The organism is Pseudomonas sp. NPDC096917, from assembly GCF_044762555.1.
In the GTDB taxonomy this organism is placed as follows: Bacteria; Pseudomonadota; Gammaproteobacteria; order Pseudomonadales; family Pseudomonadaceae; genus Aquipseudomonas.
In genome coordinates this window covers 110,465-127,797 of record NZ_JBIWEO010000013.1, presented here as the reverse complement: position 1 = coordinate 127,797, position 17,333 = coordinate 110,465, and the positions used below count along the sequence as shown (strand labels likewise).

Sequence of the window (17,333 nt, the reverse complement as noted above, 5' to 3'; positions counted from 1 at the left end):
TCTATCCGGGATAACTGACAGAATCTTCATACATAAAGCTCTTTTCCTACATCTATAATAGATATGTACTACATATTGCTTGTGCGTATGGAAGTATCGTTTTTCAGTTTCCGCTCTCGAGGGCTGAAAGCTATGAGCACTGCCAGTAAATACCTGCCCTTCCCAGAAGCTGTTCCGTCAGACCTTTCTGAATGCCGAAATATTGCAGAGGGGGCTGTGTTTATCATTGCTTCTGGCGCATCAGCCAAAGACTTCCCGTTCTGTGAATTCCAGCACGTGCCTATGATTGTGGTAAATGGCGCCATTTCGATGTTCTTGGACACGCCAGTCAGCCCTTATTTTTACGTATGCACCGACTCAGGCTTCTTTACCCAGCAAACCCGGTTATTCCACGCAGCATTGGCGCAAAGCCAGAGAGTCGTGCTGCGAGAAGACTACACGCAGCACAACATCCCGGTCCCGGCTGGCGAGTTTTACGCCTTGAAAAAAGCGCCAAAAACCACCTGGAAAGACCTGTTTTCAGGGGTATCTTCCAACCTGATACGCCGCTCTAAATTCCATAAACGCCGAAACAGCACCATCGGATTCAGCAAGGATTTGAGCGAGGGCTATTTCGATGCTCGAACGGTCGCCTACCTCGCTTTGCAAGTTGCCTACCATGCGGGCTTTAACAAGGTGTTCATGGTCGGCGTAGATTTATGCCCTGAAACAGGGCGCTTCTATGAAACAGTCGAGTCTGTAAAATCGCCGTGTGTGCTGGATGAACATTTAGAATCTCGCATTATCCCGTCATTTGAGTTAATGGCAGAGAAAGTCATAAGTCCTGAATTCAGTGTTTATAACTTGTCCGCTCACTCCAAGCTGCCTTTCAGCATCATCCCGTATATCTCGATTGAAGAGGTTAAAAAACGAGTACCGGCGAAAGCATCTAAACGTTAATGCATCGCCGCCTTCGGTGTGACTGACACGGCGATCACGCTCCCGAGCACTCTTTTCTCCCCCCCCTGAAACGACAAAACCCGCTAAAAGCGGGCTCTATCGGTGTTTAGCATTGCGCAAAGACCGCCCAGAGGCGATAGCGTGCGGTTATCGGCTACATCCGTTTGTCCTCATCCCCACATCGACCTACCCTGTGCGGCGGCCACAGCACCGCACCCCATGAATAATAATTAGGCCTTCACGGAAACACACGATGCGTCTACCGTCCTCCCCTTTTTGTGTCGCCCTCTTGAGCACCTTTTCGGCAGGCCTCTGCCAAGCCTCCGATTTCAGCTGGGTCGACCCCGCAGTCACCTCGGTCAACCAGGAAGTCATTGAGCTGCGCCACACCATTCACCAGAACCCCGAGTTGGGCAACAGTGAGTTGAAAACGTCCACACTGGTTGCGCAGCAGCTCGAGGCACTAGGGCTAGAGGTGCGCACTCACATAGGCAAGACGGGCGTGGTCGGCGTGCTCAAAGGCGGTAAACCCGGCCCGGTAGTGGCCTTGCGCGCCGACATGGATGCCCTCCCCGTCAAGGAAATGACCGGCTTGCCATACGCCAGCACGGCAACCGGGGTACGCTTGGGGAAGACAGTGCCGGTTATGCATGCCTGTGGGCATGACACCCACACGGCGATGCTCCTGGGCGCGGCCAAAGTGCTTGCAGGGCATCGCGACGAGGTTGCCGGAACGGTGGTTTTTCTTTTCCAGCCGGCCGAAGAAGGCGCGGCCGACGTGGATGAATTCCAGGCCGATGCGGTGATTGGTGCGCAGGCAATGATCCGCGACGGGGCATTGGACTCGCCGAAGGTCGAGGCTGTATTCGGGGTTCATGTCATGGCCGGTTACCCGACCGGCCACCTGTATTACAAATCCGGAACAGTGCTCAACAGCAGCGACGCCTTCCGCATCATCCTTAAAGGCCAACAGACCCATGGCTCCGCGCCATGGAGCGGGGTTGACCCAATAATCGCCAGCGAGAGCATCATCAGTGGCCTGCAGACACTGGTAAGCCGTCGAATAGACTTGACCAAAGGCATGGGCGTGATCAGTGTCGGCACAATCAATGCCGGCTCGGCGAGCAATATCATTCCCGAGACTGTTGAACTGACTGGCACCATTCGCACCAATAATGCAGCGATACGCAACACCATGCTGCAGAAAATGCCGCCACTGGTGAACGGCATTGCCAGCGCCTACGAGACCAAGGCCGACTTGCTGCTGGTGCACCATGCCCCGGTCACTACCAATAATCCTGCACTGACTGAAGCCATGGTACCTGCACTGGAGCTGGCTGCACCGGGCAAAGTTGAGCGCCTGGAGTCATCCCTCTCACCGAGTGAGGACTTTTCCTACTATGCAGAAAAGGTACCGGGTCTATTTGTGTTTCTTGGGGCAACGCCTGAAAATCAGGACATGCAAAAGGCTGCCAATAATCACAGCCCCTACTTCACGGTAGACGACGCGACCTTGGCCACGGGTGTAAAAGCTCATGTCCAATTTGTGCTCAACTATCCTGAGCGGGTCGCCGAAAAGTCCTGAAGCCCCTTTCGCCTGGGAGCAACGCGCCTCAAGGTCGTTGCACTTTTGAGCTGTTGGGCGCATTGATTTAAACACTTTGCGCCCTTGTTAGGCCCTGTTCGACCGTATAACGCCACAACTGATTGTTATTAAAACACTTTAATCACGGATGGCAGGAATAACGGTTTTTTGTGCATTAGCAAATGCCCGGCCCAGCGCCGGGCTTCTTGTATCTGGTCTTCTCTCTCCCGCCATAGCCGCATAGATCGACACGCAGCCCGCTTAGAGCGGGCTTTTCTATGGAATAGCACTGCTCTGGTCGAGAAATGCGTGCGCTCTGAAAGAAGCCGCAGCTGCAGACCACTGGTCACTGGATTACTTGTTGACTATCTCTTTAATCGCTCCGGTAGGGACGCTAATCAACATATATTTGCCTTTGGCCTCCACCCACTGCTCGTGTTCCCCAGGCGCTTGAAGCTTGTGTTTTTTCCAATCTTTGATTTCTAGGCTTTCACGTTGATACTCATCGGGGGCTACGTCCCCAACCTTCAACTCCTCTGCTCCGACACCTGATCGATTCAGCGTCACGCTAGGCTCATCAGCGGCGTAGGAAAGGCTGGATAGGGAGCAAAGCAACCCGATTGATATAGCGGCTAGTTGTTTCTTGCAAGTCATCATTTATTCCCTCGATAGTCGTAGCTCAGAGGTTGTGTTGATTAATCCTCTGCGATATTGGGCATACATCGCTAACCCAGTCAGGCTGGCTTGATGGAGAAGTCCCCCCCGCTATGCGCTCGCTGGGGTGGTATGAAGTTGACCGGCACGCGCGTGAAGCGTTCACTAAATATGATGCCGGGAACCCTGTGAGGGGAGGCTTTTCACAAGCGTCGCGAGCCCCAGGTTGCTCATGGCTTCTTTAGCTGCCCTTTGCCAAGCACTCAGGCCTACCAGATCGAACAGCACTCCAGTACTGGAGAAGGAAACACGCTTGAGCTGCTTGCGTGGTTCAGCTTGCGCAGCCTGCGGATTCAACGCCTTCGGCTCGGCTTCAATGGCCGCGATTTCGTGGGGGAGTTGCTCGATGATGGGATGTCACCACCGGTAATCTCAACGGCCACAGGCAAGCCGTGCGCATTCGGTAAAGCATTCCCTCAACTGTCATCCGCAGGCGTGGCTTGTGATAAATCGCTTGTTCAAGCAGAGTTTTTTCCAGCTTCGGCCAAAGCTCGTCACTGAGCATCAATCGGGGCATTGCAAAGCCGCAGGGTTTTTCAGAAGCAAGCGTTATCAAGATAACGCCTCCAAGGGCTAGCATCTCAGGCAATGGGGATCAATGGATCCGCCGCTGCCCACGCTGCATCACGGTTGGCGGCCGGAGGATAGATCCACACCGTGTTGATCTGCGTCTTGAGCGATTTACCTTCCTGGCGGGTCAACTTGACCTGGCGATCCCATCCTTCGGTGTAGACCGCCCCCCAGCCCCCCAAGTCCAGGCAGGTGACGTACTTGGGCTGACTGTACGAGATCGGATCCACACCTAAAATCTGCGCGGCAACGTTGTTGCCAGCGTGGCGGCCCAGGACGATGGCGTGCTGGCAAGTCATCAGTGCATGGTTGCCAAGGTCATCTGTGGCTGCGTAAGCAACATCGCCGGTGGCAAAGATGTCTTGCTGGCCGATGACTTTCAGATGGGAATCCACATGCAGACGACCGAGGAAATCGCGTTCAGCCGGGATCTGCTCGGTCAACGAGCTGGCCCGCACACCAGTGGTCCAGACCACAGTCTTTGCTTCAATACGCTGGCCATCGTCAAGGGTTACCCCATTTTCATCGACTGCTACCACAGACGATTTCAAGCGCCAATTCACCCCTAGCTCATCGCTGGCCTCGGCGATCGACTTACTGATTTCGGCTCCCATTGACGCCCCGACTTCTTGACTACGATCCACGATGATCACTTCTATGTCCGCATGATCACCTAGTATGGCCCGCAGACGAGCTGGCATTTCGGTCGCTGTTTCGATACCTGTGAAGCCGCCGCCAGCAACCACGACAGTATTGCGGCCTTTGCTTTCTGGAAGGCCTGCCAGGGACTTGAGGTGGTGCTCCAAACGCACGGCTTGCTCGATCTGATCCACATCGAAGGCGTATTCAGCCACACCTTGAGTGTTGGGCATCGCGAGCCGGCTGCCAGTGGCTAGAACAAGTTTGTCGTAGCTACGCACTTGCTTGCTGCCAGAGGCATCGATGTAACCGACACATTTTTGCTGAACGTCGATTGTCTCTGCGGCTCCCTTGATGAACTTGACACCTACCGCATCGAACAGCTCGCCAATCGGCGCGACCAGTCGGTACGCATCAGGCTCGTAAAAGCGCGGACGAATGCGCAACTCGGCCTGAGGGGCCAGCACGGTCACATCAACGTCGTTGTGACCATGAATGTCGAACAGGCGCGTGGCACTCAAAGCCGTCCACATACCACCGAAACCTGCGCCAATAATCAGAATCTGCTGTTTCATTTTTAACCCCTGGTGAAGTCATGAATTGGTTAAAGAGTCACGCTTATCAGTAGCGGACGTGACGCCGGAGCAAGGCGATCTTGGAAAAAAGCCACCGTAGAAGCCTTGGAACGGCGACTATATTGGTCGTAGTTTTAAATGACAAGATATTTTCCACCAGCCATACGAGCGAATTTACGAGGAAAATTTTTGATCATTGGCTACTTAATACACCATTTTCAGCACAAAATTAGGCGCCCAAGTGATCCTTGAAGGTAGAAAGGCCCCTGTCACAGCGTGCGAGGATCATTGCCCCCCCTCACGGATCGCTGCTAACATGTGCGACTAATTCGGTCGGAGATACAAATGTCTCTTTACAGCGCGGGCGTTGAGTACGGCATTCATTGCCTGATTTTTTTGGTGGGCGATGGCGGCGAAAGCCGTGAGGCGAGCGTGCGTGATCTTGCAGAATTGCAAGGCGTACCTCTGGATTACCTGGCGAAGATTTTCACCAAGCTGGCCAAGTCCAAACTGGTCGTAGCAACAGAAGGCGTGCGTGGTGGGTTCAAGCTGTCGAGGCCTGCTGATGAAATCAGCATTCTTGATATCGTCAACGCCATCGACGGCCAGAGGCTCATTTTCGATTGCAGGGAGATTCGTGGCCGCTGCGCTCTGTTCGAAGGCTCTCCGCCTGCCTGGGCGCTAGACGGCCATTGCTCGGTTCACGCGGCGATGATGACGGCACAGAAACGCATGGAAGAAGCCCTCGCCCAACAAACCATTCTCGATCTTGCAAGAAAGGTCGGACGAAAATCTCCAACTGATTTCCCGGCCCAGGTAGGCAAATGGATAAACGATCGTCGAGAAAAGAAAAGCAGCGCGCAGACCGCTGACGACCGGACCATCCAAGTGACCAACATTTCGGACTGAGTAATCGGCGATCTCAAGGAGCAAGTACAGCACTTGATGTAAGGGGCTGCTATGCCTGCCCATCCATCCCCCCTGAATACCGAGGAGCGCAGCCACTCAGGGGCTGCGAAGCGGGCCAATGCCTCATTGCTTCCGGCAAAATTCCTGTCAACGGGTTTTACAGGCGCACAAAACGGGACTGTCTATCGTGGCAGGTGTCTTGAGCTTCATCGCACCCTAATGGCGGTAAACAGCACTGAAACCGAGGCTTGCAAATTGGGGGAATTCACAGCTGACCGGGTCTTTACGGATTAGCAGCCACAAAAAAGGGCTTAGATCGCTCTAAGCCCTTTTTTATTGTGTTTGGCGGGAAACCAGGGATTCGAACCCTGGGTACGCTATTAACGTACGCCGGTTTTCAAGACCGGTGCATTCAACCACTCTGCCAATTTCCCGGATGCTGCTGGTGTTAGGTGTTTAGTATGCAGCCAGTGCCAGCCTTATATAAAAACTCTGTGACCTGTTAGAGTCGAAGTTTTCAAGACTGTAGCTTTAGACCAATTGGCCACACCTCCTAACGTTGTTGCGGGCGCCATAATACCCGAATGAAACACGTTGTCAAACTCTCTTGATCGCTTGTTTCAGAGCCTCTGCTATGATCTTTGCTACTTAACATTTCAAACCACAGGAGTTTCGCCATGCGCGAACAGGATTACGCAGTTAATAGCAGCGTGCAGGCCGAGCAGCTAGAGGTTAGCCGCGTCCTGCGCAACACTTACGGTTTACTGGCCCTGACTCTCGCTTTCAGCGGTGTGATGGCTTATGTCGCACAGCAGATGCGTGTCGGCTATCCCAATATTTTCGTGGTACTGATAGGCTTTTACGGGCTGTTCTTCCTGACCAACAAGCTGCGCGATTCGGCTTGGGGTCTGGTGTCTGCTTTCGCCTTGACCGGTTTCATGGGCTTTTTGCTGGGCCCAATCCTTAACCGCTACCTGGGCATGCAGGGCGGCGCTGAGGTGGTCAGTTCGGCATTTGCCATGACCGCCCTGGTGTTTGGTGGCCTGTCTGCTTATGTGTTGATCACTCGCAAGGACATGAGCTTCCTGGGTGGTTTCATCACCGCCGGCTTCTTTGTCCTGCTGGGCGCTACGCTGGCAAGTTTCTTCTTCCAGATCAGCGGCCTGCAACTGGCCATCAGCGCTGGCTTCGTGCTGTTTTCTTCGGTCTGCATTTTGTTCCAGACCAGCGCCATTATTCATGGCGGCGAGCGTAACTACATCATGGCTACCATCAGCCTGTATGTATCGATCTACAACCTGTTCATCAGCCTGCTGCAGATTTTCGGCATCATGAGCCGCGATGACTGATTGACAACCGCGACACAAAAAGCCCGCTTCTGCGGGCTTTTTGTTGCCCGCGGCAAGCATCTTTAGGCATCTGGCTTTATCATTGCCGCAGATTTGCTGACAGAGTCCCATCATGAAATTTGCCATTGCCCTTTATTCAGCCGCCCATGCGCCCTCCTCTCGCCGCGCTCTGCGTTTTGCTGAGGCGGCCTTGGCGAGCGGTCACGAAATTGTGCGGCTGTTCTTTTATCAAGAGGGTGTTCACAGCGCTTCAAGCAATGTCGTCACGCCACAAGATGAACTAGACCTCGCGCAACAGTGGGCTGCGTTCGTCACCCACCACCAGCTTGATGGGGTGGTGTGCATTGCCGCAGCTCTGCGCCGCGGGGTGCTGAACGAGGATGAAGCTGAGCGCTATCAGCGTCCGGCAGTCAATCTCAAAGCACCGTGGGAACTGTCTGGTCTGGGGCAGTTGCACGACGCCATTCAATCGGCTGATCGACTGATCTGCTTCGGAGGGCCTTGAGATGCCTAAGTCGCTATTGATTATCAGCCGTCAGGCTCCCTGGTCGGGCCCAAGTGCTAAAGAAGCGCTAGATATTGTGCTGGCGGGCGGCGCATTTGACTTGCCAATTGGCCTCATGTTCATGGACGACGGCGTGTTTCAGCTTGCGCCCAACCAAAACGCCGCCGCACTTCAACAAAAGAACCTTATGGCCAATCTACAAGCCTTGTCGTTGTTTGGGGTGGATGATGTCTATGCCTGTCACCACAGCATGGCCGAACGTGGAATGTCGCCCACAGACCTTGCAGTCGACGACGTACAGGCATTGTCAGCAGATGAAGTTCGCATTCTTATTGACCGTTTTGACCAAGTGATTACCCTCTGATGTCGACCCTACACGTCCTGAGTCACTCGCCCTTTTCAGACACGCGCCTAGGCAGCTGCTTGCGCATAGTGGGCACGGATGACGCGCTGCTGCTCTGCGGTGATGCGGTCTACGCGTTTCAGCCTCATGGCAGCATTCTCAAAGGCCTTGAAGAAAAGAGCGACACACTCAAGCTCTTTGTCCTCGAAGAAGACCTTCTGGCGCGCAATCTTGAATGCCCGTCGTGGGCAACCTGCGTTGACTATCCAGGCTTCGTCGAACTGTCGATTCACTATGACAAGGTCAATAGCTGGCTATGAATACGCTCACCGTCGACGGTAAAAAAATAGCGCTGGATAAAGACGGCTATTTGCTCGACCTCAATGACTGGTCTGCCCAGGTTGCTGAAGCACTGGCCGCACAAGCGCACATTGAGTTAAGCCCCGATCACTGGGAAATCCTTGAACTGCTGCGCAGTTTTTATCAGGCGTTCGAGCTGTCACCAGCCACGCGCCCACTGATCAAGTACACAGCGCTCAAGCTTGGCCCCGAGAAAGGCAACAGCATGCACCTCAACCGCCTGTTCAATGGTACTCCCGCCAAACTCGCCGCCAAGCTGGCGGGCCTGCCAAAGCCAACCAATTGCCTATGATTACTCCTCGTGCATTGACCCTCGAAACACCCGCAGAACACCCTTTCGCGCAGTTCGTGCGCATATTGGGCAAGGGCAAACGTGGCGCCCGCAATTTGACCCGCGAAGAAGCTCGTGAGGCGATGGGCATGCTGCTAGACGAAAAAGCTGAGGAAACGCAATTGGGGGCCTTCCTGATGTTGCTGCGGCATAAGGAAGAAAGCCCCGAGGAATTGGCAGGTTTCGCCGAGGCCGTGCGTGAGCGTCTGACAGCGCCTGAGATCAACGTCGACATTGACTGGCCAACTTACGCAGGTAAAAAGCGCCACTTGCCCTGGTATCTGCTGGCCGCCAAATGCCTTGCGCAAAATGGTGTGCGTATTTTGATGCACGGTGGTGGAGCCCACACGGCTGGCCGACTGTACAGCGAGCAATTGCTTGGCGAGCTGGGTATCCCGTTGTGCCGCGACTGGCAAAGCGTTGAAGCTGCGCTGGACGCCGGCCACCTGGCATTCATTCCATTGCAGGATTGGGCTCCCCAACTGCAGCGCATGATTGATCTGCGCAACACCCTTGGCCTGCGCTCGCCGATTCATTCATTAGCCCGCATTCTGAACCCGCTCGGCGCGCGCTGCGGCCTGCAGAGCATCTTCCACCCGGGCTACCAAAGCGTGCACCGCGAAGCCAGCGGCTTGTTGGGTGACACCAGTATCGTGGTTAAAGGCGATGGCGGCGAAATCGAAATCAACCCCGACTCAGCCAGCCATCTATATGGCACAACGGCAGGCGCCCATTGGGATGAAGAGTGGCCTGCGCTGTCCGCTCAGCGTCATGTGAAGCCTGCTTCGCTTGACCCCGAACACCTTAAAGCGCTGTGGCGTGGCGACGTCGAAGACAGCTACCCGCATCTGGCCTTGCTCTCGACCATGGCCCTGGCGCTACGTGGGCTGGGTACGCCGCGAGAGCAAGCGTTCGAATTGGCACAGCGTTATTGGGGCAATCGCGACAAATCGATTTAATCGATCGTTAAAGCCCACGTTTTGCGCTATTCGTTCGAACTCAGGCCCTTAGACTGGACTCCAAAGCAAAACGACCAAGGAGAACTCTATGGGCCTGTTGATTGATGGACGCTGGCATGACCAGTGGTACGAAAGCAAAGACGGCAGCTTCCAGCGCGAGCAGGCACAGCGGCGCAACTGGGTGACTGTCGACGGCTCGCCCGGCCCAACGGGTACAGGCGGTTTTGCAGCACAAGCCGGTCGCTACCACCTGTATGTGTCTCTCGCCTGCCCGTGGGCCCACCGCACCTTGATCACTCGCCAACTCAAAGGCCTCGAATCGCTGATCGACGTCTCAGTGGTCAGTTGGTTAATGCTGGAAAATGGCTGGACCTTCGACCAAGCCTTTGGCTCAACGGGTGACCGCCTGGACGACCTGAACTTTTTGCACCAGCGTTACACTCTGGACACACCCGACTACACCGGCCGCGTCACCGTGCCCGTGCTGTGGGACACACAACGCCAGCGCATCGTCAGCAACGAGTCCGCAGACATCATTCGTATGTTCAACAACGCTTTCAATGAGCTGACCGGCAACACGCTGGACTTGTATCCCCAAGCGTTAACCGCTGAAGTCGATCGCTGGAATGACAGCATTTATCCAGCACTGAATAACGGAGTCTATCGCGCCGGATTTGCCACATCACAGTCGGCCTACGAGCAAGCATTTGAGGACGTGTTCCGCGAACTGCGGCATCTGGAGGCTCACCTGACGCAGCATCGTTACCTTGCTGGCGCACACCTTACCGAAGCCGACGTACGACTATTCACCACCTTGATTCGTTTTGATGCGGTGTACTACAGCCACTTCAAATGCAATGAGCGCCGTATCGCCGACTATCCAAACCTCTCCAACTGGTTGCGCGAGCTTTACCAGTGGCCGGGAGTAGCCCAAACCGTGGACTTTACCCACATCAAAGGTCACTACTACGCTAGTCACCGCACGATCAACCCTACAGGCATCATCCCCAAAGGCCCGGCACTGGACTTCACCACACGCCATGATCGTGCCCGACTGGCGGGCAGCGGTATCTGGCAACAATGACTGCGTGAAGAAAATCTGGCCGGGTACGAAGCTGCAGGACTAGCCGCAGGCGTACCAGGCCAGTAGCATCGCCCGCACTGTTTACGAGAATGCCCCATGCTAATTCCTTACGACCAGCTTGAACCTGACACCCTCACCCGCCTGATTGAAGACTTCGTCAGTCGCGATGGCACCGACAATGGCGATGACACGCCTCAAGAGGCGCGCGTCCTGCGTGTTCGCCAGGCCTTGAGCAAAGGGCAGGCGGTGATTTTCTTCGACCTTGAAAGTCAGCAATGCCAACTGATGCCCAAGCACATGGTGCCAAAAGAGTTCTTTGATTAACGCTTAACAAGGGGCTTGATCGTCAAATGTCCAGTGCAGTGGTTTTTTATCCGCTCATAAATTTCGGCCCGGTGAACACTGACATTCTTCGCAGCTTCAATCCCCAACCGAACATAGCTGCCATTTACGCCAATCACACTCACGGTAATGTCTTCGCCAATTGAAAAGTGTTCGCCGGCTACGCGCGTCAATACCTGCATGGCTTTCATCCTCTGTGTAGGTTGCAACACAGACTGAACCGCGCAAAACGCTACTTCAATCCCTACGCAACAATTCAGCACAGACCTACATTTTTCAATCTGAAGCCCTACAGAAAAATATGAAAAGACCTACATACCAATGACCGAATGCGCTTCCTCAAGGGCAAATGTCTGTTATGGCGTTGAAAAACGTGGCCCGAACAAGATAACCGTTGCGCCAATCACACACAGACCAAGCCCAATCCAGTCAGAGCCCAGCGGCCGAACACGCTCAACAACCGCCAACCAGGCGATAGACGTCACGATGTAAATCCCGCCATAGGCCGCATAGGCTCGCCCTGCATAGGCCGCTTCAACCTTGGTCAAGAGCAAGGCAAACACCGCGAGGCTCAAGACGGCGGGTACCACCCACCACGCACTTTTGCCTTGACGTAACCACATCCAGAAACCGTAACACCCAGCGATCTCAAACAGAGCCGCCAAAAAAAACCAAACATAATTAAGCATGCGATACGTCCTTCAAGAGGCAAGCGCGCCACCCTACCCGCGCGCTAATGACCAGGCAAGGTCCAACTATTTGATTAATAAAATTGAATTTTTCTCGCACTGAACAAGTCGGACTTTATAAGAGCGCACCAACTGTGGCTAAAACACCCACTGAACGCCGCGCCTTCTGAAATAACTCAATAAGGAAATAGTCATGACCCTGATTCTTCTGATCGTCCTGATCTTGCTGCTAGTGGGCGGACTCCCTGTCTTTCCTCACTCAAAAAGCTGGGGCTATGGCCCGTCCGGCATTATCGGCACCGTATTGGTTGTGCTGTTGATACTGCTCTTACTCGGTAAAATCTAGCGCTGCAGGGCTTTATTGCCCAGCAATAAAAAAGAGACCTTTAGGTCTCTTTTTTATTGAACGATTACTTACTTTGGATCGGCAACACCCGCCGTGTTATCCAGCAAGCTTTTGGTCGCCGTCTGCAAGAAGGCTTCAAGCTTCTTTTTAAGCTCCGCTTCGTCTGGCGAATCGGTCACTACTTTAGCGGTTGGATTAGCACCCAAGTTGTACTGCCAGACCTTGGGCGGCATATCTTTAGGCTGAACCAACAGATGATCGCCATTGATGATGGCCACCGTCTGATCATTACCCGATGGTTTGATCACGCCTGTGCCCTTGTCACCTTCCGGCAAGTTCAGCAGGTCACGCCCCCAACACTGCTGACGAAACTCGCCACCCAGACGGCCCATGATGGTCGGCACAATGTCGATCTGAGTGCCTACGGTGTCAACTCGTGCGCCAAACTTCTCCTGGATGCCCGGCCCGATCAACAGCAACGGAACGTTAAAGCGGCCAAGGTCCATCTCGGAGATCTGTTGCTCGTTACCAAAACCGTGGTCACCGACCACTACAAACAAGGTTTCCTTGAAGTACGGTTCTTTACGCGCTTTCTCGAAGAACTGACCCAATGCCCAGTCCGAATAACGCATCGCAGTCAAATGCTCGTTCAACGACCCACGATCGGTCACCGGCTCAACCGGCAATGGAGTTGGCAAGGCGTACGGCGTGTGGTTGGACAGGGTTTGCAGCAACGCATAGAACGGCTCTTTGCCTTCGCGCTTCTTCAACTCTTCGAGGCCGCGGTTGAACATGTCCTGGTCAGACACCCCCCACGTAGGATCGGAGAACACCGGGTTCACAAAATCGTTGCGACCAACGAAGTTAGTCATGCCCTGGTTGCTGAAGAAACCTGACTGGTTGTCCCAGGCAAAATCACCGTTGTATACATACACATCATCAAACTTGCGCGCACTCAGCAGCTCCGGCAGGCCGGACAGCTTGTGGCTGCCTTCCGGGGTTTGCATCAGGTATTCAAAACCTGGCAAGTTCGGAAAGCACGCCATGGTGGCGAACATGCCCTGGTGGGTATGCGTGCCATTGGAGAAGAAGCGCTCAAATAACAAGCCTTCTTTAGACAGGTTGTCGAAGTAAGGTGTGATATTGCCCGGACGACCCAGCGCGCCCACCGAATGGCCGGCAAAGCTTTCCATCAGGATGACGACAACGTTCTTGATCGGCAGGGTTTTTTCAGCCGACGGCGTTGTATCACGACGCACAGCTGCAGTGTTCGGATCGACCAGTTTGTCGTTCTCGGTCAGCAGCATGTCGCGCACAACCTGTTGAGCCTCAGGCTGTTGCAGAGTCGCTTTCCAGATGTTGCTGCGCTCGTCGGAGAAACGGCTTTTCGCCGCTGCAATCAGCGACAAGGAACCATTGAGCCCCAATTGGTTAGCGAAGTTGGAGTCCGTTGTGTAGGCATCACCCCAACGCAGTGGAGGACCTTGGCGCAGTGTGCCGCGAGCTGCGACCACACACACCAGCAACAGCACCACAAACACCGCGGTACGCGTATACCAAGGCGCTACAGCACCTGTGGTGCCCGCAGCAACTGCCCCAGTTGCCTGCGAACGGGTCAAGCGATCTGCACCTTTAAAGGCAAAGTACAGAATGACCGTACCCACAGCCCAGGCCAGCAGGTAACGCACAACCGGGAAGCCGTACCAGAGCATGCTCATAACGGTTTTCGGGTCTTCCTTCACATATTGGAAGACCAGCCCGTTGAGGCGCTGGTGAAACTCACGGTAGAAGTCCATCTCCATCAGGCCCAAAAACAGCGCCAGGCTGCATGTGGCTGTCAGCCAGAAGCGCATGACACCACGCCACTTCATGGCGTGCGTACTGAGCAGCGCCAGCAGCAAAGGAATACTGAGATAAACCACGATGCGCAGGTCAAAGCGCAGGCCGTTGGCGAATGCTTCAAGGAAAGTCGAGGCCGGGGTATCGAGGATCATTTCCCGGTTGTAGACCAGCAATGCCACCCGCAACAGGGTAAACATCAGCATCATGATCAAGGCACTGAGCAGCGTAAATGCCAGATGCGATTTGACGGTCGGTTGCAACAGACGCGAGGCCGCGTTCTGTTGTCTTAGGGCGTCCGGGTTTGCCATGTCGTTGTAGGACCCATTGGTTCAAGTTGAAGTGACGTTTCTGTACATGAGCAGCACCTGCACGGGTGGGCACACGTGCACAGTTGTCATGCGCGGGCGGGCAAATGTTGCACGATCATCGATGGTTTCCCACTGATGCAGCACCATTTAATACCCAGGATTTGGCTCTGCACTTATCTGAAAGCTCCAGAGAAGTGCCTTTGAAACAGCTGCAGCGCCGAAATTTTGCAGGCAAATTGTCTTAAACAGCACGTGAAAATTTCGTGCACAGCATATTTTGAAACATAAGAAAGGGCCTTTCGGCCCTCTCGTATTGTTACGACATTTTAGCTGTTGCTTGGCTTGCAGATAGCCTGCAATACGTATTGCGGCAAAGCAAACGCACCCATGTGTACTTCCGGATTGTAGTAACGGGTCACGATGCCACTGCCTGCGAAACGCTGACGCAGCGTTTCAAGTGGCAACTTGCGGTACTCGTTGGTAGTCGAGCCCCAGGCAAACGTCATCGAGCCGCCGATGTAAGTGGGCACGGCCGCTTGATAGAAGTGCCAGTCGGCGAACAGGCTGCGCATGCGCCCGGCGGTGGTTTTGACTTCGTCCAATTGCATGAACGGCGTGCCGTTCTGCGTCACCAATACACCCTCTGGATTCAAGCAGCGGTGACAGGCTTGATAGAAGTTTTCAGAGAACAGCACTTCGCCCGGCCCTATCGGGTCGGTGGAGTCAGAAATGATTACGTCGAACTTTTCTTCCGTGGTCGCGACAAAACGCATGCCGTCATCGATCACCAGATTCAGGCGCGGATCGTCGTAGGCACCCTTGGAATGGTTGGGCAGGAACTCTTTGCACATGTCCACCACCGTACCGTCGATCTCGACCATGGTGATGTGTTCAATACCAGAGTGCTTGGCCACTTCACGCAACATGCCGCCGTCGCCGCCGCCAATGATCAGCACACGCTTGACCGTCCCATGAGCCAGAATCGGCACATGAGTCAGCATCTCGTGGTAGATAAACTCGTCCGCTTCTGTGGTTTGGATCACCCCATCCAACGCCATGACCCGGCCCATCACCGGGTTTTCGAAAATCACCAGATGCTGGTGTTCGGTGCGCACTTCATGCAGCAGCTTGTCCATGCGAAAACGCTGGCCATAGCCTTCGTAAAGGGTTTCGAGATAGTCGGTTTTAAGCACTTCGGTCATGGGAAGTCCCCTTGAATGCTGGTGGCAACGGACGGTCACCCGCCCATGATCGACAGCCAAACCGCATACCGCTGTTGCGGCACACGCTTTCAACTGCCCAAGAAAGGCGCGCATTCTACGTCGAGGAGCATGACAGGTGGAACCTTGACGCAGACAAACTCAGCGGACGGGGACAATTAAACCGTCACAAGCCGCTGATCGATGCAAAGCTATTCGCTTGAGAACTTCGTACGGCCAACTGTAAACGCGAGCTTGCTCGCGCTCTTCAAGAGATCCAAAGATCGCGAGAAAGCTCGCTACAGGATTCGCGTCCACTTATAGGCGTACATTGCCTCGCGGTCCGGCAATGGCCCAGATGATCAGCCCCAGAACCGGCAAGAAGATAATCAACAGCACCCACAGGATTTTCATCCCGGTTTCAGATCCGCTTTTGAGCACATTGATAATGGCCCAGATATCCAGTGCCAGAATAATCAGGCCAATCAGGCCGTTAAACGTCGAACCCATGATGATGCTCCCGAATGAATACGTGTCCACTTAGGATAGCCAGCCTCAGCAAGGGTTCCGTTTTTTATTGCAGGCGCGGCTAAATCAAACGTGAACAGCTACTTTCAGTGCTTCCAGCGAAGGGGCGGCACTGATACCGACTTCGGCGCACAACTCCAGCACGCGAGCGACGTCATTGCCATAGACCAGCACCAGTTGAATCTCATCATCCAATGGCTGGCTCAGGTTCATCAGCACATAGCCACCGTTTTCAGCGTTCATGCTGCCCATCTGGATCTGGATGCGGTTAAGTGCGGTCAACGCTTCGGTTTTGGCCAACTGTTTAGGTTTGATATTGAAGGTGACGCCCGGGCCAAATGAGGCGACGATCTGCGCAAACAGATCCATGTAGGTATCGGCCTGAAACAAAACAGTTTCCGGCAAGCTGCCGATTACCACCCACTCGCCCAGCGGAATAGGAAAGGTATCGTCGTAGTTGATGTCTGGGTTAGCGGCCAGAAACCCATCCTGATCGGCGTAAGCCTGAGCCGCTTCATCAGCGATTTTTTCGATTTCGTCGTCGCCCATGCACCCAGAGCTGATTTTGCTGATGAGTTCAACGAGAGTATTTTTCATGGGCAGGCCTGTCACAAGGAAAATTGAGGGCGCGCAGGATATATCAATTGCGCGCCTCAAGGGCATGCAATCAGCCCAACAGCTTCTTCAACAACTCGATGCTATCGGTTGCGCCCATGGTCTTGGCCGCATCCAGCGCTGTGATGTCATTCGCATCCTTGGCTTTGGGATCGGCACCTTTACTGACCAGGTAATCAATGATTGCAATGCGATTAAACATAGCCGCCATCATCAGCGCGGTACGTCCATCAAATGAAGCGCCTTCGACTTGCGCGCCCCCTTCGACCAAGGCTTTGACCACCGCCAGATCGCCCTTGAACGCAGCACCGGCAATCGGGCTTTGGCCGTTGTCATTGCGAATTTCCGGGTCGGCGTCATGCTCGAGCAACACCTTCACCGCATCGACATGCCCGTGATAACTGGCCAGCATCAATAAGGTATCGCCCTTGTGATTGCGCAAATTAGGAGGCAAACCTTTGCTCAACAAAGCCGCCAGCATCGCCGCATCACCTTCGCGAGCCTTGTTGAACACCTGTTCGGCAAAGTCGGCTGCTTCCTCGGGGGTCATCTGCCGCTGTTGATTTGCTGGCTTGTCGTCTGACATATGAGGCTCCACGTTG

At 54.3% G+C, this 17,333-nt stretch carries 21 protein-coding genes, 1 tRNA gene and 1 pseudogene; 12 read left to right on the top strand and 11 right to left on the bottom strand.

The features are described from left to right. The first annotated feature begins 132 nt into the window (after positions 1–132). The gene (locus ACIQYF_RS16725; protein WP_402863986.1) at positions 133–939 is read left to right on the top strand and encodes a lipopolysaccharide biosynthesis protein; all 807 of its coding nucleotides are present in this window, start codon (positions 133–135) and stop codon (positions 937–939) included. 253 nt (positions 940–1,192) lie between these two features. Continuing rightward, on the top strand, positions 1,193–2,524 hold the full coding sequence (locus ACIQYF_RS16720; protein WP_402863983.1) for an amidohydrolase: 1,332 nt from the start codon (positions 1,193–1,195) through the stop codon (positions 2,522–2,524). Positions 2,525–2,878: 354 nt separating this feature from the next. On the opposite strand, the gene ACIQYF_RS16715 is transcribed toward ACIQYF_RS16720, so the two are convergent. From ACIQYF_RS16715 to ACIQYF_RS16705, 3 genes and pseudogenes are all read right to left on the bottom strand, one after another. Further along, positions 2,879–3,178, bottom strand: a complete 300-nt coding sequence (locus ACIQYF_RS16715) for an RcnB family protein (RefSeq protein WP_402863980.1) — start codon at positions 3,176–3,178, stop codon at positions 2,879–2,881. A gap of 439 nt (positions 3,179–3,617) precedes the next feature. Next, positions 3,618–3,755 (bottom strand): annotated as a pseudogene (locus tag ACIQYF_RS16710) (IS5/IS1182 family transposase); the annotation flags it as partial. Positions 3,756–3,819: 64 nt separating this feature from the next. Next, entirely contained in the window at positions 3,820–5,022 is a 1,203-nt protein-coding gene (locus ACIQYF_RS16705) for an NAD(P)/FAD-dependent oxidoreductase (protein ID WP_402863977.1), read from the bottom strand. Between the two features lie 345 nt (positions 5,023–5,367). On the opposite strand from ACIQYF_RS16705, the gene ACIQYF_RS16700 reads away from it, so the two are divergent. Then, positions 5,368–5,931 (top strand): RrF2 family transcriptional regulator, encoded by a 564-nt coding sequence (locus ACIQYF_RS16700; RefSeq protein WP_402863974.1) that lies wholly within the window; start codon positions 5,368–5,370, stop codon positions 5,929–5,931. Positions 5,932–6,274: 343 nt separating this feature from the next. Here the strand turns inward: ACIQYF_RS16700 and ACIQYF_RS16695 are convergent. Further along, positions 6,275–6,365: transfer RNA gene (locus ACIQYF_RS16695), tRNA-Ser, on the bottom strand. 243 nt (positions 6,366–6,608) lie between these two features. Between ACIQYF_RS16695 and ACIQYF_RS16690 the strand changes: the two genes are divergently transcribed. The 8 genes from ACIQYF_RS16690 to ACIQYF_RS16655 all read left to right on the top strand — a co-directional run bounded on the left by ACIQYF_RS16690 (position 6,609) and on the right by ACIQYF_RS16655 (position 11,186). Continuing rightward, entirely contained in the window at positions 6,609–7,280 is a 672-nt protein-coding gene (locus ACIQYF_RS16690) for a Bax inhibitor-1/YccA family protein (RefSeq protein WP_402863971.1), read from the top strand. A gap of 112 nt (positions 7,281–7,392) precedes the next feature. Then, entirely contained in the window at positions 7,393–7,785 is a 393-nt protein-coding gene (tusD, locus tag ACIQYF_RS16685; RefSeq protein WP_402863969.1) for a sulfurtransferase complex subunit TusD, read from the top strand. A gap of 1 nt (position 7,786) precedes the next feature. Beyond that, positions 7,787–8,149, top strand: a complete 363-nt coding sequence (gene tusC / locus ACIQYF_RS16680; protein WP_402863966.1) for a sulfurtransferase complex subunit TusC — start codon at positions 7,787–7,789, stop codon at positions 8,147–8,149. Beyond that, on the top strand, positions 8,149–8,448 hold the full coding sequence (gene tusB, locus ACIQYF_RS16675) for a sulfurtransferase complex subunit TusB (RefSeq protein WP_402863963.1): 300 nt from the start codon (positions 8,149–8,151) through the stop codon (positions 8,446–8,448). The genes tusC and tusB overlap by 1 nt, the downstream gene beginning before the upstream one ends. Beyond that, positions 8,445–8,780 (top strand): TusE/DsrC/DsvC family sulfur relay protein, encoded by a 336-nt coding sequence (locus tag ACIQYF_RS16670; RefSeq protein WP_402863960.1) that lies wholly within the window; start codon positions 8,445–8,447, stop codon positions 8,778–8,780. Before tusB ends, ACIQYF_RS16670 begins: the two co-directional genes overlap by 4 nt. Beyond that, positions 8,777–9,778, top strand: a complete 1,002-nt coding sequence (locus tag ACIQYF_RS16665; protein WP_402863957.1) for a glycosyl transferase family protein — start codon at positions 8,777–8,779, stop codon at positions 9,776–9,778. Before ACIQYF_RS16670 ends, ACIQYF_RS16665 begins: the two co-directional genes overlap by 4 nt. An 88-nt stretch (positions 9,779–9,866) precedes the next feature. After that, positions 9,867–10,862 carry a glutathione S-transferase family protein gene (locus ACIQYF_RS16660; RefSeq protein ID WP_402863954.1) on the top strand — a complete coding sequence of 332 codons (996 nt, stop codon included), beginning with the start codon at positions 9,867–9,869 and terminating at the stop codon, positions 10,860–10,862. Between the two features lie 96 nt (positions 10,863–10,958). Next, positions 10,959–11,186 carry a YheU family protein gene (locus tag ACIQYF_RS16655; protein WP_402863951.1) on the top strand — a complete coding sequence of 76 codons (228 nt, stop codon included), beginning with the start codon at positions 10,959–10,961 and terminating at the stop codon, positions 11,184–11,186. Here ACIQYF_RS16655 and csrA read toward each other — a convergent pair. Both csrA and ACIQYF_RS16645 read right to left on the bottom strand, forming a co-directional pair. Beyond that, positions 11,183–11,386 (bottom strand): carbon storage regulator CsrA, encoded by a 204-nt coding sequence (gene csrA / locus ACIQYF_RS16650; protein ID WP_402863948.1) that lies wholly within the window; start codon positions 11,384–11,386, stop codon positions 11,183–11,185. The two genes, ACIQYF_RS16655 and csrA, sit on opposite strands and share 4 nt — an antisense overlap. 174 nt (positions 11,387–11,560) lie before the next feature. After that, the gene (locus tag ACIQYF_RS16645) at positions 11,561–11,893 is read right to left on the bottom strand and encodes a YnfA family protein (RefSeq protein WP_402863945.1); all 333 of its coding nucleotides are present in this window, start codon (positions 11,891–11,893) and stop codon (positions 11,561–11,563) included. Between the two features lie 193 nt (positions 11,894–12,086). Here ACIQYF_RS16645 and ACIQYF_RS16640 point away from each other — a divergent pair, with 193 nt between their 5' ends. Then, positions 12,087–12,239, top strand: coding sequence for a DUF3309 family protein (locus tag ACIQYF_RS16640; RefSeq protein ID WP_402863942.1), 153 nt, complete (start codon positions 12,087–12,089; stop codon positions 12,237–12,239). Positions 12,240–12,307: 68 nt separating this feature from the next. On the opposite strand, the gene ACIQYF_RS16635 is transcribed toward ACIQYF_RS16640, so the two are convergent. From ACIQYF_RS16635 to ACIQYF_RS16615, 5 genes are all read right to left on the bottom strand, one after another. Further along, complete coding sequence (locus ACIQYF_RS16635) at positions 12,308–14,389, bottom strand: LTA synthase family protein (protein WP_402863939.1); 2,082 nt, start codon at positions 14,387–14,389, stop codon at positions 12,308–12,310. Positions 14,390–14,715: 326 nt separating this feature from the next. Next, entirely contained in the window at positions 14,716–15,591 is an 876-nt protein-coding gene (gene speE / locus ACIQYF_RS16630; RefSeq protein ID WP_402863937.1) for a polyamine aminopropyltransferase, read from the bottom strand. A gap of 315 nt (positions 15,592–15,906) precedes the next feature. Next, the gene (locus ACIQYF_RS16625; RefSeq protein ID WP_402863934.1) at positions 15,907–16,098 is read right to left on the bottom strand and encodes a PLDc N-terminal domain-containing protein; all 192 of its coding nucleotides are present in this window, start codon (positions 16,096–16,098) and stop codon (positions 15,907–15,909) included. Positions 16,099–16,182: 84 nt separating this feature from the next. After that, entirely contained in the window at positions 16,183–16,713 is a 531-nt protein-coding gene (locus tag ACIQYF_RS16620) for a hypothetical protein (protein WP_402863931.1), read from the bottom strand. Positions 16,714–16,783: 70 nt separating this feature from the next. Continuing rightward, the gene (locus tag ACIQYF_RS16615; RefSeq protein WP_402863928.1) at positions 16,784–17,317 is read right to left on the bottom strand and encodes an ankyrin repeat domain-containing protein; all 534 of its coding nucleotides are present in this window, start codon (positions 17,315–17,317) and stop codon (positions 16,784–16,786) included. Positions 17,318–17,333: the final 16 nt, after the last annotated feature.